A 26,538-nucleotide genomic window follows, 5' to 3' on the forward strand; every position below is an offset into this window, starting at 1 on the left:
TGTGAACGGGCTGTGCGGGAGTACGTGTCCCCGGGCGCCCCCTCCGAGACGCCGTAGGGCTGACGGTTCGTGACCGTTGCCCTACGTGCCGTTCTCTCGGGGGAACGCCCCCCGAAAACCCTCTGAACCGCGGCTACAGCACCGGCAGGTTCTTCCGCAGTTCGAACGCGGTGACCTCGCTGCGGTACTCCTCCCACTCCTGGCGTTTGTTGCGGAGGAAGAACTCGAAGACGTGCTCGCCGAGCGTCTCGGCGACCAGTTCGCTGCGCTCCATGAGGGAGAGCGCCTCGCCCAGGTTCTGGGGAAGCGGCTCGATGCCCATCGCGCGGCGCTCCGCGTCGGAGAGGGCCCACACGTCGTCGTCGGCGCCCGGCGGGAGCTCGTAGCCCTCCTCGATGCCCTTGAGGCCGGCGGCCAGCAGGACGGCGTACGCCAGGTACGGGTTCGCGCCCGTGTCCAGGGAGCGGACCTCCACGCGCGCGGAGCCCGTCTTGCCGGGCTTGTACATCGGGACGCGGACCAGGGCGGAGCGGTTGTTGTGGCCCCAGCAGATGTACGAGGGGGCCTCGCCGCCGGCGCCCGCGGTGCGCTCCGAGCCGCCCCAGATGCGCTTGTACGAGTTCACCCACTGGTTGGTGACCGCCGCGATCTCCGCCGCGTGCTTCAACAGACCCGCGATGAAGGACCGGCCCACCTTGGAGAGCTGGTACTCCGAGCCCGACTCGTAGAACGCGTTGCGGTCGCCCTCGAAGAGCGAGAGGTGCGTGTGCATGCCGCTGCCGGGGTGCTCGGAGAACGGCTTCGGCATGAACGTCGCGTTGACGCCCTGCTCCAGCGCCACCTGCTTCATGACCAGGCGGAACGTCATGATGTTGTCCGCCGTGGAGAGCGCGTCCGCGTACCGCAGGTCGATCTCCTGCTGGCCGGGGGCGCCCTCGTGGTGGGAGAACTCGACCGAGATGCCCATGGACTCCAGCATGGTGATCGCCTGACGGCGGAAGTCCTGGCCGACGTGGGTCGGGGTGTGGTCGAAGTAGCCGGAGTTGTCGGCCGGTGTCGGGCGGCTGCCGTCCAGCGGCTTGTCCTTCAGGAGGAAGAACTCGATCTCCGGGTGGGTGTAGAACGTGAAGCCCAGGTCGGAGCCGCGTGTGAGGGCGCGCTTGAGGACGTAGCGCGGGTCCGCGAAGGACGGCGAGCCGTCCGGCATGAGGATGTCGCAGAACATCCGGGCGGTACCAGGGGCCTCCGCACGCCACGGGAGGATCTGGAACGTCGACGGGTCGGGCTTGGCGATCATGTCGGACTCGTATACGCGAGCGAATCCCTCGATCGCGGAGCCGTCGAAACCGATGCCCTCGTCGAAGGCCTGCTCCAGCTCGGCCGGGGCCACGGCGACGGACTTGAGGAAGCCCAGCACGTCCGTGAACCACAGCCGGACGAACCGGATGTCACGCTCCTCCAGTGTCCGGAGCACGAACTCCTGCTGCTTGTCCATCTTCCGCTTCCCCATCCTTGCTGGTCAGGCCGCCTGTCTCCCGCACCACGGAAGGCGGTCGGGCACCTGAGCATGACACCACAAACGCATTTCGTGCGCGTTGCGCACCTTGATCGCCCGGCCGACGCCGGGGTGAACGCCTCGCGCACGGCGGGTGTCACGCTCTGCCTCTCATCTTGCCTGTTCGCGACGACATCCGTAATGGGTGATCCCTGACCGGAACCGTTGCGGGCGGTCGCCCATTACGATCAGTGGCCACGGATTACGATCAGACACCGACCAGAAGCCGGACCAACCGACCGGCGACCGACCGCCCCTTTCCCCAGAAGGATCGATCCCATGGGTTCCGCCAAGAAGAGCGCCAAAGACAGTGGCAGCGCGGCGCGCAAGGCGCGCATAGAGGAGATGCGGCGCGCCGAGCGTTCGCGTGAGCGCCGGAACCGGATCCTCACGATCGGTGTGAGTGTCGTCATAGTGGCCGGCCTGGTCGTCGGCGCCACGGTCCTCGTGAAGAAGCAGTCCGACGACAGTGACACCGCCGCGAGCGACTCCAAGGGCGCGGGCAAGTTCGTCACCGGCGCGGACGGCGTGAAGACCTGGGACAAGAAGCTCACCCAGAACCACGTCACCAAGACCGTGGACTACCCGATGGAGCCCCCGGTCGGCGGTGACCACAACCAGGTCTGGATGAACTGCAACGGTGACGTCTACACCAAGGCGCTCAACAACATGAACGCCGTGCACTCACTGGAACACGGCGCCGTGTGGGTGACGTACAACAGCAAGGCGGCGAAGGCCGACATCGACGCGCTCGCGGCCAAGGTGAAGAAGACGCCGTACACGCTGATGAGCCCGGACGACAAGCAGGCGGATCCGATCATGCTCTCCGCCTGGGGCAAGCAGCGCACGGTGACCAGCGCCAAGGACCCGAACGTGGACAAGTTCTTCGAGGAGTTCGTCCAGGGCAAGCAGACCCCGGAGCCGGGTGCCGCCTGCACGAACGGGCTGGCCCAGTGAAGCGGGCTCCCTGGATCGCCGGTGCCGCCGCGACGGTTCTCGTCGCGGCCGGCGCGATCACCTACGCGGTCGCCGACGGCGACGACTCCGGGATGAAGGCACCCGCCGCCGGGTCGGCGGACGCGGGCTTCGCCCGTGACATGGCGGTCCACCATCAGCAGGCCGTCGAGATGTCGTACATCGTGCGCGACCGGACGAAGAACGAGGAGATCCGGCGGCTCGCGTACGACATCTCGCAGACGCAGGCCAACCAGCGCGGCATGCTGCTGGGCTGGCTCGACCTGTGGGAGCTGCCGAAGGTGTCCTCGGACGCGCCGATGAGCTGGATGGACATGGCGGGCATGGCCGACGGCAAGGACGGCGCGCTGATGCCGGGCATGGCGACCAACACCGAGATGACGAAGCTGGGCAGGCTGAGCGACAAGCAGGCCGAGGTCTTCTATCTGCAGCTGATGACCAAGCACCACCAGGGCGGTGTCCACATGGCGCAGGGGTGTGTGGACCGGTGCGAGGTGGGCGTGGAGAAGCGGCTCGCGCAGGGCATGGTCAACGCGCAGGAGTCGGAGATCTCCCTGATGGCGGGGATGCTGAAGGAGCGCGGCGCGAAGGCTCTTTCCTAGGGCGGCGGACGACCCGGCGGGACGATTGGGACCTTAAACCTCAATTCGCTTGCGTATACGTTCCCTTGGGTGCTTCTTGGTACATCCATTCCCCCTGGATTCCCCTGGCATGAACAGTTCATCGCGAGAGTGGCCACCGGCGAGTGATCACTCGTCTTGCTCGCGTTGAACCGCATCAGGGGGTTCCATGAGATCCAATCGCGCCGTCAGGCGCGCCGGTGTGAGCCTGGCAGCGACACTGCCTCTGCTCGCCGGTGCGCTGGCGCTCGGCATTCCCGCGGCCCATGCCGCGGACGCCCCGGGCCGGGACGCGCTCGCCGGCACCAGGCCCGCGTGGGCCACCGCCAAGGCGGACAAGGGCGCCACGGCCGACAGCTCCAAGGTCACCGCCCGGGTCTACCTGGCCGGCCGGGATGCCAACGGGCTGACCGCGTACGCGAAGGCCGTCTCCGACCCGAAGTCCGCCTCGTACGGCAAGTACCTCACCGCCGCGCAGGTCAAGCAGCGCTTCGGGGCCTCCCCGGCCCAGGTCGCCGCCGTCAAGGCGTGGCTGACGGCATCGGGCCTCAAGGTCACCGGCGTCACGGCCCACTACGTCACAGTGACCGGTGACGTGGCCGCCGCCGAGAAGGCCTTCAGCACACAGCTGCACAACTACGCCAAGGGCAAGAAGACCTACCGCGCCCCGGCGAAGGCCGCGTCCGCGCCGGAGAGCCTGAAGGGCGCCGTCCTGACCGTCACGGGTCTGGACAACGCCCCGCACACGGCGACCCACGACGACACTCTGCCCGCGCCGGAGACGGTGTTCCGCAACGCGGGTCCGTTCTCCACGTACTACGGCTCTAACACCGCGGCCTCGCTGCCGACGGCGTACGGCGCCCAGATCCCGTACGCCGTCGAGGGCTACACGGGCAAGCAGCTGCGAGCCGCGTACGGCGCGGGCAGCTGGACCGGCAAGAAGGTGCGCGTCGCCATCACGGACGCCTACGCCTCGCCTTACATCGCCGGTGACGCCGCCACCTACGCGGCCAATCACGGCGACGCCGACTACCGGAAGGGCCAGCTCAAGCAGGTCCTGCCGGCGAACTACACGAACACCGAGGACTGCGGCGCCGCCGGCTGGTACGGCGAGGAGACGCTCGACGTGGAGGCCGTGCACGCGGTCGCGCCGGCCGCCGACATCACCTACGTCGGCTCGGCGTCCTGCATGGACGACGATCTGATCGACGCCCTCAGCAAGGTCGTCGACAAGCACCTCGCCGACATCGTCTCCAACTCGTGGGGCGGCGCCGAGGCCGACGAGACGCCGGACCTGGCCGCCGCCTACGACCAGGTGTTCAAGCTCGGCGCGGTCCAGGGCATCGGCTTCTACTTCTCCTCCGGCGACAACGGCGACGAGGTCGTCAACACCGGCCAGAAGCAGGTCGACACCCCGGCCAACTCGGCGTGGGTGACGGCGGTCGGCGGTACCTCGCTGGCGGTCGGCCGGGGCGACAAGTACCAGTTCGAGACCGGCTGGGGCACCGAGAAGGCCTCGCTGTCGGCCGACGGCAAGACCTGGACGAACTTCCCGGGCGCCTACACCTCGGGCGCGGGCGGCGGCACCAGCGCGACCGTGGCGGAGCCCTTCTACCAGAAGGGCCTCGTCCCGGACTACCTGACCAAGGCCAACAGCGACAAGGGCAACCGCGTCGTCCCGGACATCGCGGCGATAGCCGACCCGAACACCGGCTTCAAGGTCGGCCAGACCCAGACGCTGCCCGCGGGCGGCACCGCCTACGACGAGTACCGCATCGGCGGTACGTCCCTGGCGGCACCGGTGATCGCGGCCGTCCAGGCCCTGGCCCAGGAGGCCCGCGGCGGCAAGGCGATCGGCTTCGCCAACCCGGCGATCTACTCGACGTACGCCTCGCACGCGAAGGTCTACCACGACGTGACCGACAACCCCACGGGGTACGGACTCGCCGTGGCACGCCTCGACTTCGCCAACGGCTACGACGACACGGACGGGATCCTCACCTCCGTCCGCAGCCTCGGCAAGGACAGCTCGCTGCAGGCCGTACGCGGCTACGACGACGTGACCGGCGTGGGTACGCCCGCGAAGGGTTACGTGGAGTCGTACCGCCGCTGACCCGGCAACGCCGCTGACGCGGCAACCTGCCCGAAGCCCGTCCCCGGACGTTCACCGTCCGGGGACGGGCGCTTTTCGCGTGCGGCGCTCGATCACGAGGAAGATCACGAAACCCGCGACGAACAGGAGCACGCCGCCGACCAGGAACGGTATGGGGGTGTACTCCTCGGTGCACGTCTGCCCGCCCGACGACGAACGGCAGACATCCCCCGGGCCGCCCCGGTTCAGATACGCGAGGTACCAGAGCGGCGGCGCCAGACCCGCGAGACCTCCGACAACCGCGTTCCGCGGCCCCTTCCGCAGCAGGAGCCCCGCGGCCACGGCGGCCAGGACCAGGAAGACCAGCCCCACCGTCAGGATGGCGGCGAGCCCGGTCGCCACGCACACTCCCACCGCGAACCAGCCCAGGAACCAGGCCCAGCCCGTGCCGCGGGCCGCACTGTCCGCGCTGTCCGCAGGTACCCCGTTGTATGTCATGTCTCCTACTGAAAACGCGGTCATGACGTCAGGCAAGGCACTTCAGGGTCCCATTGCCCCAGCGTCAGGGAGAGTTGACTCGCGTGGGGCGACCCACACGCCCCACCACCCCATCGCGTCGCATTGACGATTACACTTGGCGGCGTGCCTCAACTACGTCTCGCCCTGAACCAGATCGACTCGCGCGTCGGCGACATCGCCAAGAACGCGGACTCGGTCCTCCGCTGGACCCGGCACTCCGCCGAGCAGGGAGCGCACCTCGTGGCGTTCCCGGAGATGGTGCTGACCGGGTACCCCGTCGAGGACCTCGCCCTGCGCTCCTCCTTCGTGGAGGCGTCCCGCGCGGCCCTGCGCTCACTCGCCACGCGTCTCGCCGACGAGGGCTTCGGGGAGCTGCCGGTGGTCCTCGGCTACCTCGACCGGTCCGAGACCGACCTGCCGAAGTTCGGCCGCCCGGCCGGCTCCCCACGCAACGCGGGCGCGGTCCTGTACGGGGGCGAGGTGCTCCTGACCTACGCCAAGCACCACCTCCCGAACTACGGCGTCTTCGACGAGTTCCGCTACTTCGTGCCGGGCGACACCATGCCCGTCGTGCGGGTGCACGGCGTCGACGTGGCGCTCGCGATCTGCGAGGACCTCTGGCAGGACGGCGGGCGGGTCCCGGCGGCGCGCTCCGCGAGGGCGGGCCTCCTGCTCTCGATCAACGCCTCCCCCTTCGAGCGCGACAAGGACGACACCCGCCTGGAACTGGTCCGCAAGCGCGCCCAGGAGGCGGGCTGCACGACGGCGTACCTCGCGATGGTCGGCGGCCAGGACGAGCTGGTCTTCGACGGCGACTCGATCGTCGTCGACAAGGACGGCGAGGTGATCGCACGGGCCCCGCAGTTCACGGAGGGCTGCGTGGTCCTCGACCTCGACCTGCCGGCGGCTCTGACCGACGCCCCGACCGGCGTGGTGGACGACGGTCTGCGCATCGACCGCGTGGTGCTCTCGGAGAACCCGCTGCCGGCGTACGAGCCCGAGCTGACGGGCAGCTACGCGGAGCGCCTGGACGACGCCGAGGAGATGTACTCGGCGCTGGTGGTGGGCCTTCGGGCGTACGCGGTGAAGAACGGCTTCAGGTCGGTGCTGATCGGCCTGTCCGGCGGTATCGACTCCGCCCTGGTCGCGGCGCTCGCGTGCGACGCGGTGGGCGCGGAGAACGTGTACGGCGTGGCGATGCCGTCGAAGTACTCGTCCGACCACTCGATCGGCGACGCGGCGGAACTGGCCCGGCGCACGGGCCTCAACTTCCGTACGGTGTCGATCGAGCCGATGTTCGACGCGTACATGGGCTCGCTGGGTCTGACGGGCCTCGCGGAGGAGAACCTCCAGTCCCGGCTGCGGGGCACGATGCTGATGGCGATCTCCAACGAGGAGGGGCACATCGTGCTGGCGCCGGGCAACAAGTCGGAGCTGGCGGTGGGTTACTCGACCCTGTACGGCGACTCGGTGGGCGCGTACGGCCCGATCAAGGACGTGTACAAGACGTCGGTCTTCCGCCTGGCCGAGTGGCGCAACAGGGCGGCGTCGGAACGCGGCGAGACCCCGCCGATCCCGGAGAACTCGATCACCAAGCCGCCGAGTGCGGAGTTGCGTCCCGACCAGGTGGACACGGATTCCCTCCCCGACTATCCGGTGCTGGACGCGATCCTCGAGCTGTACGTGGACCGGGACACGGGCGCCGACGCGATCGTGGCGGCCGGCTACGACGCGGAACTGGTGACCCGGGTGCTGCGGATGGTCGACACGGCGGAGTACAAGCGGCGCCAGTACCCGCCGGGCACGAAGATCTCGGCGAAGGGCTTCGGCAAGGACCGGCGGCTGCCCATCACCAACGGGTGGCGGGAGTCGGTGTAGGCGCTCGCTCGCTACTCACCCGCATCGCGCTCCGAACGATCCATGACCGGCGGCTCGTTGTAGGTGATGACGACCGGCGCGTCTGCCTCCGCCCGTGCGCGGTCCGATGCCGCCGCGATCTCCTCGTGGGTCCATTCCCTGTACAGGCGCTCCCCGTTGGCATCGGTGATGTCGATGACCACGCCGGTCCACTCGTCGGCGGTGTGCTGTTCGGGCACGAGTCCCAGTTCGTACGTGGCGTCCTGGAGGAGGGATTCCGTGACGCGTATGCCGGTGAGTCTCTCGGCCAGAGCGAGGACCGCCGCTTTCCGGTCGACGTCCGGGGCGCTGTCGTCGTGCTCCCCCTCAGGGGTCAGGGGGAAGCCGACTTCCCGCAGCAGAGGTACCAGCTCATCGGGGGTCCTGCCGTCGCGCGACGAAGGGCCCTCGAACGTCGTACGAAGCTCACCGTCCTCGAACCAGTGGAAGAAGTGCATGGGCTTGCCCCCGTTGGTCGAGTGCGCCACCACCCGACCGCCCTTCGCCAGCGTCTCCGCGCACGCGCCCGCGATCCCCAGGCCGCCGTCGAAGCCCAGGACGAGGGTCCAGTCGCCGTTCTCGCCCGGTGCGCTGAAGGCGCCCGCGAGATAGGACTCGTCCCAGTAGTCGTGGTCCGCCTCGGCGCGGTGGGCGTCGTCCGCCTCGATCAGCCCGGCCGTGCCCTCCCCGGTGCCGCGCGGTTCCGCCGTCATCGCGCGCAGCACCTCGCGCGGGGTCCGCTCCCGTATCGATGTCAGGGTGTATCCGCTCTCCATCATGTGGCGGAAGAGTGGCGAAGTGCGGATCCAGGCGTAGTCGTGCGCGGTCACCGAGTTCATGCGTCGCAGTGTGCCTGACGCCTCCGCCCCGCCGCATCTCCCCAAGCGCCGACACCGCTACTGGTTCGGAATTTCGAGCAATCAATTTGGTTCGGAATTTCGACCAAGAAACGTTCGGCATTTCGACCGCTTTCCAATGCGCCCCTTCTCCGCGCGAAAACTTGACGACTTGTTGGCCGGCGTTTGACGACTTGTTAGCGCTCGCATACGACTCGTGCCGGAAACATTGACGCAACTTCACCCCGAAGCCATACTGGCGGCCACCTGACCTCCAGGTATGCCCCCTTGCTGTCCGAAGTGCCGCACAATCGGCCTTCACTTGAGCGTCACAATTGTTAGCGCTCACATCCTGTCCGGCCCCAGGAACAGGTGTCCCCCTCCCCACCGCGACGAAGTTCCGCTGCATTTACCCCCCTCCCTGCAGCAGCACCTCCGGGTATTCGTCGCGCCCTACAGGAACGGAGATCAACGATGATTTCTCTTTCTCTTTCCCGTCAACGCCTCAGAGGAATACTTCTCTCGGTCGGCGCGATCATCTCCGTGGTCGCCGGCCTTCTGGTCGGCGCCGCCGGACCGTCGCAGGCCGCCACCTCGCTCCCCTGTGACATCTACGCCGCGGCCGGCACGCCCTGCGTCGCCGCGCACAGCACCACACGTGCGCTCTACGCCTCGTACAGCGGCGCCCTCTACCAGGTCAAGCGGGCCTCGGACTCGGCGACGACCAACATCAACACCCTCACCGCGGGCGGCTACGCCAACGCCGCCGCGCAGGACACCTTCTGTTCGGGCACGACGTGCATCATCACTCAGCTCTACGACCAGAGCCCCCAGCACAACAACCTCACCGTCGAAGGCCCCGGCGGCAACGGCGGCCAGGACGTCGGCGCCATCGCCAACGCGCTGCCGGTGACGGTCGGCGGGCATGCGGCGTACGGGATCTTCGTGTCGGCCGGCGTCGGCTACCGCGACAACAGCACCTCGGGCATCGCCACCGGGAGCAAGCCCGAGGGAATGTACATGGTGACCAGCGGCCACCATGTGAACAACCGGTGCTGCTTCGACTACGGCAACGCCGAGACGTCCGGCAACGACACCGGCAACGGCCACATGGACGCGCTCAACTTCGGTACGGAGTGCTGGTTCTCGTGCTCCGGCGCCGGATCGGGCCCCTGGGTCGAGGCGGACCTGGAGAACGGGCTCTTCTTCGGCGGCAACGGATCGCACCCGAGCAACACCGGCAACAGCAGTGAGTTCGTCACAGCGCTGCTGAAGAACAACGGCACGACGACGTATGCCCTCAAGGGGGGGCAACGCACAATCAGGGTCGTTGACCACCTGGTACGACGGGGCCCTGCCCAACCTGGGCGGCTACACCCCGATGCAGAAGGAGGGCGCCATCGTCCTCGGCACCGGCGGTGACAACAGCAACGGCTCCGACGGCTCCTTCTTCGAGGGCGTCATGACCGCCGGCTACCCGACCGACGCCGCCGACAACGCCGTACAGGCCAACATCACCTCCGTCGGGTACACCACCCCGGCCGCCACCTTCCCCGTCGCCGGCACCGCCTACCGGCTGACCAACACCAACTCGGGCAAGGTGCTGGACGCGGTGAACTGCGGCACCCCGAACGGGACTTCGGTCGACCTCTGGGCCTCGCTCGGCAACACCTGCCAGCAGTGGAAGTTCGCCTCCGCGGGCAACGGCCACTACACCATCACCAACGTCAACAGCGGCACGGTCCTGGACGACAAGAACTGCGGCTCGTCCAACGGCACGGCCGTCCAGCTGTGGGCCTCGCTCGGCAACAACTGCCAGCAGTGGGACGTCACCCACGTCGGCAGCCACTACACGATCAGCAACGTCAACACCGGTATGACGCTGGACGTGACGAACTGCGCGACGGCCAACGGCACCCTGGTCCGCCAGTGGCAGCAGCTCGACAACGCCTGCCAGCAGTGGGACATCGCGCCCTAGCCGTCCCCTCGCCGTCCCCCAGCCGGCGATCCCCCTTCCCCCTCACCCCGATGGCCTGCCGAGTGCCCACACCTCCGGCAGGCCATCGGCCTTTTCCCGACCGGGCGCGGCACGGTGCGGTGGTCGCGTGTGTCCGGTCGCTACGCTCACCGCATGACTGCCGACGAACGCATCCAGCAAGCCGAACTCCTCTACGAACGTGCGGTGTTCGGCGGTGACAGCGGTGCGCTTACGTCTGCCGACCGGCACCTCGACTCGGTCGAGGCGGACCTCGCACTGGCCCGCGGCAAGGTGATCCACGCGCGCTTCCTGGAGGAACGGGTCGAGGACGCAAGGGAGTTGGAGCTTTTCGAGCGTGCGGCGGAGCTGTACGGCCGGCTCGGGGACGTCCGGGGCGAAGGTGAGGCCGTGTTCTGGGTCGGCACCTTCCACCAGGTGGTCCGCGACGACTCCGAGACCGCCGTACCGGCCTTCGATCGGGCTCTCGACCTCGCCATCCGGGCCGGCGACCGTCTGACGACGTCCTACGCCCTGCGGCACCTCGGCTTCGCCGACCACATGGCCGGCCGTCTGGACGAGGCCCGCACGCGCTTCGAGGAGTCCACCCGTCTCCGCCGGGAGCTGGGATTCCTCCCGGGGGTGGCGGCGAACCTGGTCGGGCTGGCCTACGTCGCCGCCCAGCAGGAGCGCCGGGACGACGCGGCGGCCCTGCTCAAGGAAGCGACGGAGCTGGCCGTGAGCACCGGGTCCCACGGTGTGCTGCGGTGGGTGACCGGAGCGCGCGAGGATCTCAACTTGGCTTGAGATGCGGCCGGTCACCGAAATGCTGCTGTACCTCTCCTTGGTCCTGAGCGAGGTTGCGGCGTGTGTCCTCCCCGCAAGGTCCGCGAGCACCCCCATGGCTCCGGCCGCGCGAACGCTAGCGGCCACACCAGCTGAGACCGCGGTGCGAGGCTGTTCATGATTGATCCACATTTTCCTTCAGCTCCTGGAAAAATCTTCCAAGCTCCACGCATACGCGTTCTTGGCATCCCGTCGGGCCGAAGAGCTGATGAATCGTGGCATTCCCGGCAAGAGACCGTCTCGCGCGGAAGAAGTCGCGTAGAGGCTCTTTTCCTCTTATGGCACCCTCTTGGGTTTGGTCTGACCCCTTCTTGATCATCGTCCGTTCGCGGCTTTTCCCCCTTGTGAAGATCAGCTCGTTTTGCTGACTCCGCGATACGCGGAACAACAGGGGAGGAGATGATCATGCGTCACAGACCCGTGGCCCATGGCAGATCAGGGACGGAGCGAGTCCGTCAGGCACGTGTGCTGCGGCGGATCGCCACCGGTGTCGCCATGCTGTTCGCAGTCGAAACCGCGCTGGTGTCGCAGGGCACTGGCCTGGCCTTCGCCACCGACACGGCCGAACACGTCAAGTCGTCCCCGGTGAAGCCGACTTCGGGGGCGACGAAGGCCTCCGGGCCCGCGGAGGCGCAGGACGAGGCGTCGGCGGTGCTGATGGCCCGTCTCCAGCACCGGAAGATCGAGGTGCTGTCGGCGCGGACGGCGGATTCGTCGACGTACGCGCTGCCCGACGGGCAGATGCAGACGCAGGCCTACGCGGGGCCGGTCCGCACGAAGGTCGGCGGGGTCTGGAAGAACATCGACACCTCGCTCTCCGACACCGGTAGCGATCTCACGCCCGCCGCCGCGCCCGCCGACGTGGCCGTCTCCGACGGTGGTGACACGCGGCTCGCGTCGGTGAGCAAGGGCAAGCGGTCCTTCGGGCTCGGCTGGGCGGTCAAGCTGCCCACACCGTCCGTGAAGGCCAACACCGCCTCGTACGCGCTCGGCGGTGGTCAGACCCTGTCGGTGAGCGCGCTCGCGCAGGGCTTCTCGGAGAACATCCGGCTGGCCCGCAAGCCCGCCGACGGGGCGGTCACCTACCGCATTCCGGTGAACCTGGCCGGGCTGAAGCTGTCCCGGGCCGCTTCCGGACACCTGCTGCTGAAGGACACCACCGGCACGCTGGTCGCCGAGGCGCCCGCGCCGGTGATGTGGGACGCCAGCCTGGACAGGGCGTCGGGTGAGTCCGCGCACCAGGAGCAGGTGGCCACAAGGGTCGAGACGGCCGCCGACGGCAGCCAGAGCCTCGTCCTGACCCCGGACACCTCCTTCCTCGCCACCGCGACCTACCCGGTGACCGTCGATCCCACCACCACGCTCGCCGTGACCACCGACACGTGGGTGCAGAACCCGGACTACCCGGACTCGCAGGTCTCCTCGGAGGAGCTGAAGTCGGGTACGTACGACGGCGGCACGGACACGGCGCGCTCGTATCTGAAGTTCGACGTGTCGAAGTTCGTGGGCAAGCACATCACCGCCGCGAACCTGTCGCTGTACAACTACTACTCGGCGACCTGCGGAACTTCCGGCCCGGCCACCCTCGCCAAGCGGGTCACCTCCACCTGGACCTCCTCCGCGATCACCTGGGGCGCGCAGCCCACCACCACGACGACCGGTGACGCCTCCAACACCGGGCACTGGGGCTACGACTCCAGCTGCGCGGCGAACTGGTCGAACTGGAACCTCCAGGCCATCACCCAGGCATGGGCGGACGGTTCGACCAACCAGGGCGTCCAGATCGCGAGCGCGTCCGAGACGGACTCCACCACCTGGCGGCGCTTCCGCTCGGCGAACTACTCGACGTCCGGGTACGCGCCGAAACTGTCGGTGACCTACAACTCGTATGCCACCACGTCCTCTTCGGCCATCTCACCGAACTACCCGAACCCCTACAACGGCAAGACGTACGTCACCTCGCTGACGCCGACGCTGTCGACGAAGGTGACGGACGCGGACGGCGGAGTCGCCCAGGGCCAGTACGAGATCACCGCGGACCCCGCGTACGCGGACAACACGTACACGTACACCGCGTACGGACACACGGTCGCCTCCGGATCCGTCTCCACCCTGGCGATCCCGGCGGCGTCCGCCTTCCCGGCGGGCGCGCACCTGCGCTTCCGGGTCCGCGCCTACGACGGGACGGACTACGGCACGTGGTCGGCGTACAAGACGTTCGTGATGAACACCGCGCTGCCGGCCGCGCCCACGGTCTCCTGCACCCCGTACACGGCCAACACCTGGACGGCGACCGCGACCGGCGGGGCCACCTGCACGCTGGACACCACCTCGACCGACGGACTGGGCTTCGCCTGGGGGCTGGACGACTCCACGATCCCCAAGCGGGTGTACGACACCACCGACGGCTCGGGCGGCGACCCGCTGACGATCACGATCGCGCCGGGTGAGGACTGGCACAAGCTGTACGCCAAGACCATCGACTCCGGCGGCAACATGTCGTCCGCGACGACCACCTACGCCTTCGGTGTCGGGGACGGCGCCGGACTGCTCACCCCGGGCGACGGCGACAGCGCCGCCCGCCGGGTCAGTCTGACCTCGACCGGGAAGAGCACCTACACGGGTGTCACCTACCAGTACCGGCGCGGTGAGACCGACACCTGGCACAGTGTGCCGGTCGCCGATGTCACCAAGTCGGCGGACGGGTCGGCTGTTTCGGCCTGGCCGGTGACCGTGACCGGCGGCTCACCCGCCGCGCTGACGTGGAACGTGACGACCTCACTGACCGAGGACGGGGCACTCGACATCCGGGCCGCCTTCACCGACGGCACCACCACCGCCTACTCCCAGCCCCACACCATCACCGTCGACCGCAACGCCGGCACCGCACCGAGCGCCGACATCGGCCCGGGCACCGTGAACACCCTCACAGGCGACTTCACGCTCTCCGACACCGACGCCTCCGCGTTCGGGCTGACGGTGTCACGCACCGCGTCCTCGCGCCGGCCGACCGCCGGTGCGGACGCCGAGGGCCAGGTCGCGATCTTCGGGCCGCAGTGGACCTCGGGGACCACGGCCGAACTGACCGACTCCGACTGGGCGTACGTCCGCAAGACGTCCGCCACCTCCGTGGCACTGGTGGACGTCGACGGCGACGAGACCGGGTTCACCGCGACCTCGGCAGGCGGCTGGAAGCCGGAGCCGGGCTCGGAGGACCTGACGCTGACCGGGTCACTGACGGGGTCCTTCACCCTGAAGGACGACGACGGTACGACGACGACCTTCGCGAAGGTCGACCCGGCGGCCACGACCTGGCAGGTCGCCACCACCTACCTGCCGACCGACAACACGACGACCAAGGTCGTCTCGGAGAAGGTGACGTCGGGCACCAGCACGCTGGCCCGCCCCAAGTACGTCATCGCGCCGACCTCCGCCGTCTCCTCCTCGACCTGCGGGACGACCCCCGCGACGGCGGGCTGCCGCCTGCTCGAATTCGTCTACGCCACCTCGACGACGGCCACCGGCTCCGCCCTCGGCGACTACACCGGGCAGGTCTCACAGATCAAACTCTGGGCCACCTCCCCGGGCGCCTCGGCGGCCACCGCCACCGTGGTCGCGCAGTACTCGTACGACAACACCGGCCACCTGCGCGAGCAGTGGGACCCGCGGATCAGCCCCGCCCTCAAAACGGCGTACACCTACGACAGTTCGGGCCACGTCACCACCCTGACCCCGCCCGGCGAACTGCCCTGGACCTTCACCTACGGCCAGGCCGGCAACGCCGCCACCGCCGGAACCGGCATGCTGCTCTCCGCCTCCCGTCCCAACCTGACGGCCGGCAGCAAGAGCACCACCGACGGTACGACGGCCACCACCAGCGTGGTCTACGACGTCCCGCTCTCCGGCACCAACGCGCCCTACGCGCTGGGCACTTCGGACGTCGCCGCCTGGGGCCAGACCGATGTACCGACCGACGCGACGGCCGTGTTCCCGGCCGACTCCGTCCCCTCCTCCCACACCGGCGGCGCCCTGGCGGCCACCAGCTACACCCGGGCGACGATCACCTACACCGACAACTCCGGCCGTGAGGTCGACACGGCCACACCCGGCGGTCACATCAGCACCACCGAGTACGACCGCTTCGGCAACTCCGTGCGTGAACTGACTGCTGGGAACCGCGAGTTGGCGCTCGCCACCAGCGGCGCCGGCCAGGCCGAGCAGGTCGCGCTGAGCATCGACCAGCTGACCTCGGCGGACCGCGCCGAGCAGCTGTCGACCCGCTCGGTGTACTCCTCCGACGGGTTGCGCGAGACCGACGAGTACGGCCCCCTCCACCAGGTCACGCTCACGTCCACCCTGGCGGCGGGCAGCGGCGGCACCGACCTGGCCCCGGGATCGCAGGTCCCGGCCCGCGAGCACACCGTCAACACCTACGACGAGGGGCGCCCGACCGACGGCACGGCAACGGTGGCCAACCAGGTCACGACCGCCAAGGTCGGAGCGTACGTGGCCGGTTACCCGGCGGACGCGGACGTGCGCACCACGGCGAGCGGATACGACTGGGTCAAGGGTCTGCCCACCAGCACCGTCACCGACCCCTCCGGCCTGGCGCTGACCAAGAACACGTCGTACGACTCCCAGGGCCGGGTCATCAAGTCGACTCTGCCGAAGTCGTCCGGCTCCGACGCCGGCGCCACGGTGACGACGTACTACTCGGCCACCGGTACGGGTGCGTGCAACGGCCGTCCCGAGTGGGCGGACCTGCTCTGCTCCACGGGACCGGGCGGCGCGATCACGGGCGGCGGCTCCAACCCCACCCAACTGCCCACCAGGACGATCGAGTACGACCGCTGGGGCAACACCGCGAAGACGACGGAGACCGCGAACTCCGTCACCCGTACCACCACCAACACCTATGACGCGGCAGGCCGGTTGACGCAGACCGTCGTCAGCGGAGGCGTGGGCACCGCCGTACCGGACGTCACGACGACGTACGACCCCGACAACGGCAAGGTCGCCACCGTCGCGTCCGGAGCGGGCACGGTCACCCACTCCTACGACCAGCTCGGAAGGGAGATCTCCTACTCGGACGGCGCGGGCAACACCACAGCCACCGCCTATGACGCGCTCGGACGGCCGGTGAAGACCACCGACTCGGCCCCGTCCACCACCACCTACACCTACGACACCTCCAAGGACCCGCGCGGCCTGGAGACCTCCCGCACCGACTCGGTCGCGGGCGCCTTCGCCGCCACCTACGACGCGGACGGCGACCTCGCCACCGAGTCCCTGCCCGGCGGCTACACCCTGACCGTCGCGCAGGACGAGACCGGCGCGCAGACGTCGCGGGTCTACACCAAGGACAGCGACGGCACGGTCGTCGCCTCGGACACCGTGGACCAGAGCGTCCAGGGACAGACCGTCACCGACAACGACACCACGGGCCAGACCCGCAGCCGTGGCTACACCTATGACGCGGCCGGCCGCCTGACCCGCGCGGACGACACCGACCCGAACGGGGCCTGCACCCGCCGCGACTACACCTTCGACAAGAACAGCAACCGCACGGCCCTCGCCGTCGTCACCAGCGACGTCGGCACGGCCTGCACCTCGACCGGGGCGACCGGCACGTCGTACTCCTACGACAGTGCCGACCGCCTGGAGGCCACCGGCACGGTCTACGACGCCTTCGGCCGTACGACGACCCAGGCGTCCGGCGCCACCATCGGCTACTACGCCAACGACCTCGTCCGGCAGCAGACCTCCGGCACCAGCCGGCAGACCTGGAACCTGGACGCGGCCGGCCGCCTCGCCTCCTGGACCACCGAGACCCAGGGCACCGACGGCACCTGGACCCAGACCGGAGCCAGGACCGACCACTACGGCGCCGACGGCGACAGCCCCGACTGGACGCAGGAGACGGTCTCCACCGTCACCCGCAACGTCCCGGCCGCCGACGGCGACCTGGCCGCGGTCACCAGCGCCACCGGTGACACGGTCCTGCAACTGACCGACATCCACGGCGACGTCACCGTCCAGCTCCCGCTGGACACCAGCCAGTCGGTCACCGCCGCTGCCTACGACGAGTTCGGCAACCCGGAGGACGGCACCGCCGCCACCCGGTACGGCTGGCTCGGCGGAGACCAGCGCGCCTCCGACACCGTCACGGGCGCCACCCTCATGGGCGTCCGCCTGTACGACCCCACCGCCGGACGCTTCCTCCAGGTCGACCCCGTGCCCGGCGGCAGCGCGAACGCCTACGACTACGTCAACCAGGACCCGGTGAACGGCACCGACCTGGACGGCCGTTGCTTCTGGGACGGCTGTGTCATGGAGGGCTACGGCGTCTACTTGCTGGGCGCCGCGGCGGTCGGCGGGGCGTACTACCTCTACCGCCATCCGGTCCACCTCCACTTCAGCTGGCACTGGAGTTGGCACTGGAGCTGGCACATTCACCTCTTCGCCCACAAGAAGAAGAAGCAGAGCACCGGAAAGTCCCACCTCGGAAGACACCAGGCGGGAGAGCGTCGATACAGTAACGACCGCGGCGGCGAGAAGGGCGATGCCCGACGCCGGGGCAACCCCAACAAGCGCAGAAAGAAGTAGGACCTGAGAAAAGGGAGTGCCCGTCGGCCTCGACCGGCGGGCACTCCCCGTTGTTTCGGGAATCCCGTTGTTCGAGAATCAGAAATTCAGGGGTCGGTTCACCGTGGACATGAGAAATCTCCTGCGTGACCATTTCGCATGGCGCGGCAAGGAAGACCAGCGTGCGGACATCTCGGGGTGGTGGCGGGAAGGCGAGATCCTGACGGGGATCGGTCCCGCGCTGGCGGCCCTGCACCCGGGCGGGAGCCCCAACGTCGTGATGTCGCCGGAGGCCACGGGATATCTCATCGGCCCACTGGTGGCTGTCGCCCTCGGGGCCGGTTTCGTGGAGATGCGCAGAGACCTGAGCGAGGAGACGACCGGCGACAGCGTGCTGCTACGCAGCACCCCACCGGACTACCAGGGCCGAACGGTCGAGTGGGGAATCAGGAAACGCCGCCTGGGCCCGGGAAGCCGGGTTCTCTTCGTGGACGACTGGGTGGATACGGGGGCCACGGCCCTGGCCGCTCGCCGGGTCACCGAGGACGCGGGCGGGCAATGGGTGGGGGCGGCTGTCATCGTCGACAGCACGAGCCACGGTCTTCGAAGAGACCTGAACCTCAAGGGCCTGCTGTCCGAAAAGGAGCTCTGGTAGGAACTCAGGCCCTTGAGCCGCCTTGAGCCGCATTGGCGACCCCGACCCGGGATCAGTGCCGTACCGTCTCCGCCTGCCTCGGGACATGCGTCGCCACCACGCGTTGCCGGGCCGCCGACGGAGCCACCGCTCGCCGGTCCACCGCGTACGCGACCCCCGCGACGCCCAGGCCCAGCACAGCCAGTCCCGCCCCCACCAGCGCCGGGGACGTCACGCCGAAGCCCGCCGCCAGGGCGAGGCCGCCGATCCACGCTCCCCCGGCGTTGGCCAGGTTGAAGGCCGCCTGGTTCGCCGAGGAGGCCAGGGACGGGGCCGTCGACGCCTTCTCCATCACCATCAGGTTGAGCGGTGAGCCCGTGACGAACGCCGCCACGCCGAGCAGCGTGACCGCCAGCGCCGCGCTCCACTGCGTGCTCATCAGCAGCGGGAACGCGCCCAGGACCAGGATCAGCGAGACCAGGCCGCCGAACAGGGTGCGCCGCATCGAGTGGTCCGCGAGGCGTCCGCCCAGCAGGTTGCCGACCGTCGCGCCCACACCGAACAGGGCCAGCAGCAGCGTCACGCTGGAGTCGGCGTACCCGGCGGAGTCCGTGAGCATCGGAGCGATGTAGCTGTACGCCGAGAACAGGGCGCCGAAGCCCGCGACCGTCGTACCGAGGGCCAGCCAGACCGGCAGCGACCGCAGCGCGGCCAGTTCGCCGCGCAGACCCGCGACCGGGGTCTCCACCCGGGTCTTCGGGATCAGCAGGGCCAGCGCCGCTATCGCCGCCACGCCGATGACGCTCACGCCGAGGAAGGTCGCCCGCCAGCCGAGCTGCTGGCCCATCGCCGTGGCCACCGGGACGCCGAGCACGTTCGCGACCGTCAGGCCCAGGAACATCAGGGAGACCGAGCGTGCCTTGCGTTCCGGCGCCACCATGGTCGTCGCCACCACCGCGCCGACGCCGAAGAAGGCGCCGTGCGGCAGTCCGCTGAGGAAGCGGGCGGCCAGGAGGTAGTCGTAGTCCGGTGCGAACGCCGACAGGGCGTTGCCCGCCACGAACAGGGCCATCAGGCCGATCAGGACCTTGCGGCGCGACATCCGGGCGGTGGCCGCCGCGAGCAGCGGGGCGCCGATGACGACGCCGAGCGCGTACGCCGAGACCAGGTGCCCGGCGGTCGGGATCGAGATGTTCAGGTCGTCCGCGACCTCGGGCAGCAGGCCCATCATCACGAACTCGGTCGTGCCGATGCCGAAAGCACCCACGGCGAGGGCGAGCAGGGCCAGGGGGGTGGTCCTGCGGGCGGGGGCGGACAGGGAGGTCGGCGTGGGCCGGGACATCAGAACAGCGGCCTTTCGAAGGGTGCGACGGGCGTAGGTCCGTACAGTTTATGTTCAAGTACGGAACAAAGACTGCCACGCCCGGTATTCCCCCGGGTCGCGAGCCCGTCGCCGTGGCCCCTACGCGGCCGGAATCCGCACCCGGGCCGCGATCGGCAGGTGGTCGCTCGCCGTGCGCGGCAGCGACCAGGAGCTGACCGGCTCCACGCCCTGCACCATGATCTGGTCGATCCGTGCCAGCGGGAACGACGCCGGCCAGCTGAACCCGAACCCGCTGCCCGACGCGCCCTGCGTGGAGCGCATCTGGGCGGTGACGGCGTTCAGCGCGCGGTCGTTCATCGTGCCGTTCAGGTCGCCGAGGAGGATCTTGCGCGTCAGCTTCTCGTCGGAGAGCGCCTCGCCCAGCGCGTTCGCGCTCTTGTCGCGCTGGCGGGCCGTGAACCCGGCCTTCATCTTCACGCGCACCGACGGGAGGTGGGCGACGTACACCGCGACCGGACCCTCCGGTGTCGCGACGGTGGCGCGCATCGCGCGGGTCCAGCCCAGCTTGATGTCCACCGGCCGGGCGGCGCTGATCGGGTACTTGCTCCACAGGCCGACCGTGCCCTGGACCGAGTGGTACTTGTACGTCGCCGCGAGGGCCTTCTCGTACGTCGGGACGGCCGTGTCCGTCAGTTCCTCCAGGGCGAGGAGGTCGGCGCCGGAGCCCGCCACCTCGCGGGCCGTGCCGGCCGGGTCCGGGTTCTCCGCGTTGACGTTGTGGGTGGCCACCGTCAGATTGCCGCCGGTACCGGCGTTGCTGCCGAGCAGCCCGCCGAAGAGGTTGAACCAGACGGCCGTGGTCACCGCGATCGCGATCAGCGCGGTCGCGGAGCGCCGGATCAGGGCCACAACGAGCAGCAGCGGTACGGAGATGATGCCGAACCAGGGCAGGAACGTCTCACTGAGGCTGCCGAGGTTGCCGATCCGGTTGGGGATCTGCGCGTGCAGAACCATCACCAGGGCGAGCAGCAGGGCCAGCGCCGCCGTGATCAGGCCCCGGCGCCAGATTCTCGGATCGCCCCGCCAGCCGGCCGTCAGACGGGCCATCAGGCGCCGAAGTCGGGGTCCCCGACGCTCGGGTCCCGAGCCTCCGTTGTCCGTCTCCGTCATGTACGCCTGCTGGGCCATACCGTCGCCTCACAACCTGCCGTGCATACCGTCCGTCCCCCGCGTCTAAGACCCTAGGGGATGATCGGTTCCGATCTCGCCGTCTCATGACGGCCGTACGGGGACGATGACGAACAAGTCGGCGCGAGCAGTTCCGGTTACGGTCCGGTCAAGGGCCGTCTGTGACGAAACACGCACAGTCGAGCGCCGGCCGGCCCGTGGGGCGTACGAATTGCTGGTTACGGAGCCACCGGCCGCAGACCTTCCAGCAGCGTGTCGACGATTCGCTCCGCGAGCCCCTCCGGCAGGTCCGCGTCGTTGCGCAGTACGGCGCGCAGGAGCATGGGGCCGAGGAAGAGGTCGTACATCATCGTGACGTCGATGTCGGGGCGCACCTCGCCGCTGCGCTGGCCGCGGCGCAGGAGTTCGACGCCGAGCAGTCGGCGCGGCTCGATGACGGTGGCCTGGTAGGCGGCCCAGAGTTTGGGGCTGCTCTTCACCTGGGCCTGGACGTTGTGCAGGAACGCCGAGGACTGGTGGGCGAGTCCCCGGCGGCGCAGCGCCTCCAGCAGGACGACCAGGTCGTCGCGCGTCGACGTGCCGGGGAGCTCCGGGTCGGCGGGTTCCATGGCCCGCATGACGTCGACGAACAGTTCCTCCTTGCCCGGCCAGCGGCGGTAGATGGTGGCCTTGCCGACACCGGCGGTGCGTGCCACCCGCTCGATGGAGATGTCCGCGAGCGGCACGCCTTCCTCCAGGAGCTGCAGCACGCCCTCGATGATGGAGCGCTCCACGGCTTCACTCCGGGGGCGGCCCCGGGTGCTGCTCCGTTCGGCCGTGGTCCGAGCGGTGGTGGCTGCGCCGGCCGGGCCGTCCGCGAGGTTCACGCGACCTGCTCCTTTCCTTCTCCGGCGCGGATGCGCCGGTGCGCCGATTCTCCCCGTCGCCCCGTCCCCCCGTAATGGCACCCCTCAGGTGCCGCTTAGGTGCCCTTCGTCGCTCCTCATCCCCTGCGTCCGCTGCCGCTCAGTGGTCCGCGGACGCCAACTGCGGCTTCTCCTCGCCCTCTTGGGGTGCGGCCGGGCGGCCCGGCAGGCACAGGGCGACGACCAGGGCGCCCAGGAGGGCGACGCCCGCGCCGCACAGCGCGGTGATGTGCATGGCGTGCAGGAACGCGTCGTTGGCGGGGCCGACCAGGGCGTCGCCGCGGGGGCCGAGCTTGGCGGCGACTCCGAGGGTGGCCTCGATGGACTCGCCCGCGGTGTGCCGGACGTCGGCGGGCAGTGCGCCGAGCTTGTCCTCGATGTCGCTGCGGTAGGCCGCCGAGAGGACGGAGCCCAGTACGGCGATGCCGAGCGCGCCGCCGACCTGGCGGAAGGTGTTGCTGAGCGCGGAGGCGGAGCCGGCCTTCTCGCGGGGCAGGGCCTGCATGATGACGACGCTGGTCGGCGTCATGATGTGCGCCATGCCGGTGCCCATCAGGAAGAAGACGACCTCCAGCACCCAGATCGGGGTGTCCCTCTCGAACGAGGCGAACGCGGCCAGGGTCGCGGCGATCAGCAGCATCGCGGCGGTCGTCGTGGCCCGGTTGCCGAAGCGGTCGACGGCCAGCCGGGCGCGCGGCGCGAAGATCAGCTGGGCGGCGGCCAGCGGCAGCATCAGCAGACCGGTCTGGAGGGGCGAGTAGCCGCGCACACTCTGGGTGTAGAAGACCGAGAAGAAGGTCACGCCCATCAGCGCGAAGAAGACGAGCGCGATGACGGACATCGCCGCCGAGAAGGTCTTGTTGCGGAAGTACGTCACGTCGATGGACGGATGGTCGCTGCGCTTCTCGAACAGCACGAAGCCGACGAGTACGGCGAGACCGGCGCCGATGGTCGCCAGCACCTGCGGGTCGGTGAAGTCGGCGAGCTGGCCGCCCTTGATGATGCCGTAGACGAGCAGCACGAGGCCGACGACGGACAGCAGAACCCCTACGGGGTCGATGCGGCCGGGCTTCGGGTCGCGGGAGTCGGGCACCAGGACCGTCATCAGGACGAGGGCGATGATCACGATCGGCACGTTGATGAGGAAGACGGAACCCCACCAGAAGTGGTCGAGGAGGACGCCTCCGGTGATCGGTCCGATGGCGATGGCGAGCCCGACACCGCCGGCCCAGATACCGATGGCCTTGGGCTGCTCCTCGCGCTCGAAGACGTTCATGAGGACGGCGAGGGTGGCGGGCATCACGAAGGCGGAGCCCAGGCCCATCAGGGCCCGGAAGACGATCAGCTCCGTGGGCGAACCGGCGAAGGCGGCGAAGGCGGAGCCGATGCCGAACACGGCGAGGCCGCCGAGCAGCACCTTCTTGCGGCCGAGCCGGTCACCGAGGATCCCGGCGGTGAACAGCAGCCCGGCGAAGACGAGGGTGTAGGCGTTGATCGCCCACTCCAGCTCGCTCTGGGTGGCGCCCAGGCCGGTCGGGGCGGGGGTGGAGATGGTCTTGATGGCGACGTTGAGGATGGAGTTGTCGAGCACCACGATCAGCAGGCTGAGCATGAGCACGCCGAGGATCGCCCAACGTCGCCGGTGCACGGCCTCCGGGATCCGGGGGCCGGTGGCGGGTGGGCCGGCAGGAGTAGTCATGACGGCAAGCCTAGGCCTATTTCGATACGAGACCGTCTCGTATTGGAATTCTTTACCCAGGCCTTACGCAGGAGCCGGGCACCGGTGGGATGCGGCGCGAGACGTTCAGCACACAGACGGCCCTCCGTGGGCGACCACTAGCCGTCCCCGGACGGAAGGTGCCACCATGGGAGGGATCCGGGGACGCCGTCAGGGCGCCTCGAGATGAATTGAAGGAGCCGTTGCCATGACGCAGCTTCAGTCTGCCCACCAGGCCTCCGCCGGCAGCACCACCGCGACGACGAACTCGGCGAACGCGACGAACGCGCTGTACGGGGGCAAGGGCACACGCCGCATCACGGTCCGGGACATCACCGCCGCCAAGGAGCGCGGCGAGAAGTGGCCCATGCTCACCGCCTACGACGCGATGACCGCGTCCGTCTTCGACGAGGCCGGTATCCCCGTCATGCTGGTCGGCGACTCGGCGGGCAACTGTCACCTGGGATACGAGTCGACGGTACCCGTGACCCTCGACGAGATGACCATGCTGTCGGCGGCGGTCGTCCGGGGTACGAGCCGGGCGCTGATCGTGGGCGACCTGCCCTTCGGCTCCTACCAGGAGGGCCCGGTGCAGGCGCTGCGCTCGGCGACGCGGCTGGTGAAGGAGGCGGGGGTCGGGGCCGTCAAGCTGGAGGGCGGCGAGCGCTCGCACCGCCAGATCGAACTGCTGGTCGAGTCCGGTATCCCGGTGATGGCCCACATCGGCCTCACCCCCCAGTCCGTGAACTCCATGGGCTACCGCGTCCAGGGACGCGGCGAGGAGGCCGCGCAGCAGTTGCTGCGGGACGCGAAGGCCGTGCAGGACGCGGGGGCGTTCGCGGTGGTCCTGGAGCTGGTGCCGGCCGAGCTGGCGGCGGAGGTCACGCGGACGCTGCACATCCCCACGGTGGGGATCGGGGCGGGGGCGGAGACCGACGCGCAGGTGCTGGTGTGGACCGACATGCTGGGGCTGACCGGGGGGCGGATGCCGAAGTTCGTCAAGCAGTACGCGAATCTGCGTGAGGTCATGGGGAACGCGGCGAAGGCGTTCGCGGAGGATGTGACGGGCGGGACGTTCCCGCTGGAGGAGCACTCCGTGCACTGACCTGACTGTCCGGGGCCTGTTTGCCGGGTGCACGGATCCCACAGAGCCACTGCGGTACGAGAGCAGCCCGCCGACTTCCCCCATCGGCGGGCTGCGGCTTTTTGTCTCGCCCCGCCGCCCCTACCCGTCCCTGGGGGGCTGCGCCGGGATAAGGGCACTTGAGGCTCCGGTGGGTGCGCCCACCGGAGCCTCGGCGCCGTCAGGCCAGGCCGAACCGCTCGGCGTGCACCTGCAGTTGGGGGACCTTGAGCGTGCGCAGGGCGCTGAGCACGGCCGAGGTCATCGCGGGCGGGCCACAGACGTACACGTCGCGTTCGGTGATGTCGGGAACCAGGGCACGGAGACTCGCCGGCTCGAACGGCGGGCCTCCCTCCCCCGTGCGGCCGGTGAGCAGGTGCAGTCGCCCACCGAGGCCCGCGACCAGAGTCCGTACCTCGTCGACCAGCACGGCGTCGGCCTCGCTGCGCACCCGGTAGAGCACGACGACGTCGTCGCCCGGTTCCTCCTCCAGCAGGGCTCGAACCGGCGTGATCCCCACTCCTCCGGCGATCAGGAGCGCACCGGGCCGCGTTCGGTGCAACGCGGTGAACGCCCCGTACGGCCCCTCGACGAACGCGCGGCTCCCGACCGGGACATGCAGCAGGCCGGCGCTGGTGCTGCCGACCGCCTTGGCGGTCAGGCGCAGCGTGCGGCCGTCGGGTGCCGCCGACAGCGAGAAGGGATTGGCCAGCCACCAGTGGTTGTGCCCGGGGAACCGCCAGATGCAGAACTGGCCCGCCCTGGCCGGCAGCCTGTCGAGGTGGCGACCGGTGACATGCACCGAAACCACGCCGTCCGACTCCGGCACCACCGCCGTGACCTCGAATCGGTGATAGGCGTTGCGCCACACAGGCATCACGATCCGCCCCGTGATCAGGGCACCGAACGCGAACACCCACAGGGCCCACCAGTAGAGCATCGCGGGCGTGGATGAGCTGAAGGTCGTGGTCTCCTGCAACTGGTGGACGAACGCGAGCCCCAACGCCACGTACAGCAGCAGGTGCACGCCGTGCCACGTCTCGTAGCGCAGCCGCCGTCTCACTTGTCGGGCGGAGACCACGCCGATCACGACGACGATCGCGGCGGCCCCCATCCCCAGCAGGGAGGCGGGCACTCCGGCCAGTGCGGAGAACGTCTTCGTCATCGACGCGTCATCGAGTTCCGCGAAGCCCAGCACCACCAGCACGGCGTGGGTGAGGATGGTCCACAACAGGGTGAAGCCGACCCACCGGTGCCACACCGTCAACCGGTCCATGCCGATACGGCGGTCGAGCCACGGCAGCCGGGCCACCAGCAGCAGCTGGAACAGCATCAGCACCGCGGCGTGCAGGCCGAAGAACTTGGCGACCGTGAGCACCCCGTTCTTGCCGGACCCGGCGGTGAGAAACAGGCCCTCGACGATCACCAGGTTGATGATGGCGAACGTCCACAGCGCCCTCCGCGCCGCGACGACCGGAGGTGTGGTGCCCTCTCGCACCTGCGTACTCGTTGCCTCCACCGCTTCCCCTCTTGTCAATTCTTGTCCATGTGACGTAATGGCGCCGGCACCCGCGAGATGGCGGGGATCCGGACGTCCCGATGCGATGCGGCCCCTGGGCGGGGCAAGAATACGGAACTGGCGCAAAGTTGGCCCTACTTGGCCTGCACTGTTCTCGTTCCGCGTTCAGCACGCTGGTCGAGCGGACCGCACGTGAACATCTGCCACCCGCTCGCTCCTCACCCGGCGG

16 protein-coding genes and 1 pseudogene are annotated in these 26,538 nt (G+C 69.3%); 9 read left to right on the plus strand and 8 right to left on the minus strand.

Annotated elements, in window-relative coordinates:
* Positions 1-133 precede the first annotated feature (133 nt).
* Positions 134-1,495: a glutamine synthetase family protein gene (locus STRTUCAR8_RS41040; RefSeq protein WP_006382314.1), complete on the minus strand. Its 1,362-nt coding sequence runs from the start codon at positions 1,493-1,495 to the stop codon at positions 134-136.
* A 339-nt stretch (positions 1,496-1,834) separates the two neighbouring features.
* Between STRTUCAR8_RS41040 and STRTUCAR8_RS41045 the strand changes: the two genes are divergently transcribed.
* From STRTUCAR8_RS41045 to STRTUCAR8_RS41055, 3 genes are all read left to right on the plus strand, one after another.
* Positions 1,835-2,512 (plus strand): DUF3105 domain-containing protein, encoded by a 678-nt coding sequence (locus tag STRTUCAR8_RS41045; protein WP_006382321.1) that lies wholly within the window; start codon positions 1,835-1,837, stop codon positions 2,510-2,512.
* A complete protein-coding gene (locus STRTUCAR8_RS41050) occupies positions 2,509-3,132 on the plus strand; it encodes a DUF305 domain-containing protein (RefSeq protein ID WP_006382307.1) in 624 nt (207 codons plus the stop codon). The genes STRTUCAR8_RS41045 and STRTUCAR8_RS41050 overlap by 4 nt, the downstream gene beginning before the upstream one ends.
* A 187-nt stretch (positions 3,133-3,319) precedes the next feature.
* Positions 3,320-5,263, plus strand: a complete 1,944-nt coding sequence (locus STRTUCAR8_RS41055; protein WP_044473764.1) for a S53 family peptidase — start codon at positions 3,320-3,322, stop codon at positions 5,261-5,263.
* A gap of 51 nt (positions 5,264-5,314) precedes the next feature.
* Here the strand turns inward: STRTUCAR8_RS41055 and STRTUCAR8_RS41060 are convergent, their stop codons facing one another.
* The gene (locus STRTUCAR8_RS41060) at positions 5,315-5,740 is read right to left on the minus strand and encodes a hypothetical protein (protein WP_044473765.1); all 426 of its coding nucleotides are present in this window, start codon (positions 5,738-5,740) and stop codon (positions 5,315-5,317) included.
* Positions 5,741-5,884: 144 nt separating this feature from the next.
* Between STRTUCAR8_RS41060 and STRTUCAR8_RS41065 the strand changes: the two genes are divergently transcribed.
* A complete protein-coding gene (locus STRTUCAR8_RS41065) occupies positions 5,885-7,639 on the plus strand; it encodes an NAD+ synthase (protein ID WP_006382313.1) in 1,755 nt (584 codons plus the stop codon).
* An 11-nt stretch (positions 7,640-7,650) separates the two neighbouring features.
* Here STRTUCAR8_RS41065 and STRTUCAR8_RS41070 read toward each other — a convergent pair whose 3' ends face one another.
* Positions 7,651-8,496 (minus strand): DUF6461 domain-containing protein, encoded by an 846-nt coding sequence (locus STRTUCAR8_RS41070; RefSeq protein ID WP_044473766.1) that lies wholly within the window; start codon positions 8,494-8,496, stop codon positions 7,651-7,653.
* Positions 8,497-8,967: 471 nt separating this feature from the next.
* On the opposite strand from STRTUCAR8_RS41070, the pseudogene STRTUCAR8_RS41075 reads away from it, so the two are divergent.
* From STRTUCAR8_RS41075 to STRTUCAR8_RS41090, 4 genes and pseudogenes are all read left to right on the plus strand, one after another.
* Positions 8,968-10,471, plus strand: a pseudogene (locus STRTUCAR8_RS41075) (arabinofuranosidase catalytic domain-containing protein).
* Positions 10,472-10,624: 153 nt separating this feature from the next.
* Complete coding sequence (locus STRTUCAR8_RS41080; protein WP_044473767.1) at positions 10,625-11,275, plus strand: tetratricopeptide repeat protein; 651 nt, start codon at positions 10,625-10,627, stop codon at positions 11,273-11,275.
* A 444-nt stretch (positions 11,276-11,719) separates the two neighbouring features.
* On the plus strand, positions 11,720-17,920 hold the full coding sequence (locus STRTUCAR8_RS41085) for a DNRLRE domain-containing protein (protein WP_006382310.1): 6,201 nt from the start codon (positions 11,720-11,722) through the stop codon (positions 17,918-17,920).
* A gap of 109 nt (positions 17,921-18,029) precedes the next feature.
* The gene (locus STRTUCAR8_RS41090; protein WP_044473770.1) at positions 18,030-18,554 is read left to right on the plus strand and encodes a phosphoribosyltransferase family protein; all 525 of its coding nucleotides are present in this window, start codon (positions 18,030-18,032) and stop codon (positions 18,552-18,554) included.
* 52 nt (positions 18,555-18,606) lie between these two features.
* On the opposite strand, the gene STRTUCAR8_RS41095 is transcribed toward STRTUCAR8_RS41090, so the two are convergent.
* The 4 genes from STRTUCAR8_RS41095 to STRTUCAR8_RS41110 all read right to left on the minus strand — a co-directional run bounded on the left by STRTUCAR8_RS41095 (position 18,607) and on the right by STRTUCAR8_RS41110 (position 23,649).
* Complete coding sequence (locus STRTUCAR8_RS41095) at positions 18,607-19,875, minus strand: MFS transporter (RefSeq protein ID WP_006382315.1); 1,269 nt, start codon at positions 19,873-19,875, stop codon at positions 18,607-18,609.
* 120 nt (positions 19,876-19,995) lie between these two features.
* Positions 19,996-20,964 (minus strand): endonuclease/exonuclease/phosphatase family protein, encoded by a 969-nt coding sequence (locus tag STRTUCAR8_RS41100; protein ID WP_407705442.1) that lies wholly within the window; start codon positions 20,962-20,964, stop codon positions 19,996-19,998.
* A 299-nt stretch (positions 20,965-21,263) separates the two neighbouring features.
* Positions 21,264-21,911, minus strand: a complete 648-nt coding sequence (locus tag STRTUCAR8_RS41105; protein ID WP_006382309.1) for a TetR/AcrR family transcriptional regulator — start codon at positions 21,909-21,911, stop codon at positions 21,264-21,266.
* Between the two features lie 139 nt (positions 21,912-22,050).
* The gene (locus STRTUCAR8_RS41110; RefSeq protein WP_078507469.1) at positions 22,051-23,649 is read right to left on the minus strand and encodes an MFS transporter; all 1,599 of its coding nucleotides are present in this window, start codon (positions 23,647-23,649) and stop codon (positions 22,051-22,053) included.
* 226 nt (positions 23,650-23,875) lie between these two features.
* Here STRTUCAR8_RS41110 and panB point away from each other — a divergent pair, with 226 nt between their 5' ends.
* The gene (gene panB / locus STRTUCAR8_RS41115) at positions 23,876-24,772 is read left to right on the plus strand and encodes a 3-methyl-2-oxobutanoate hydroxymethyltransferase (RefSeq protein WP_006382324.1); all 897 of its coding nucleotides are present in this window, start codon (positions 23,876-23,878) and stop codon (positions 24,770-24,772) included.
* Between the two features lie 199 nt (positions 24,773-24,971).
* On the opposite strand, the gene STRTUCAR8_RS41120 is transcribed toward panB, so the two are convergent.
* Positions 24,972-26,309, minus strand: a complete 1,338-nt coding sequence (locus STRTUCAR8_RS41120) for a ferredoxin reductase family protein (RefSeq protein ID WP_006382327.1) — start codon at positions 26,307-26,309, stop codon at positions 24,972-24,974.
* Between the last annotated feature and the right edge of the window lie 229 nt (positions 26,310-26,538).

This window comes from Streptomyces turgidiscabies Car8, assembly GCF_000331005.1.
Classification (GTDB): Bacteria; Actinomycetota; Actinomycetes; order Streptomycetales; family Streptomycetaceae; genus Streptomyces; species Streptomyces turgidiscabies.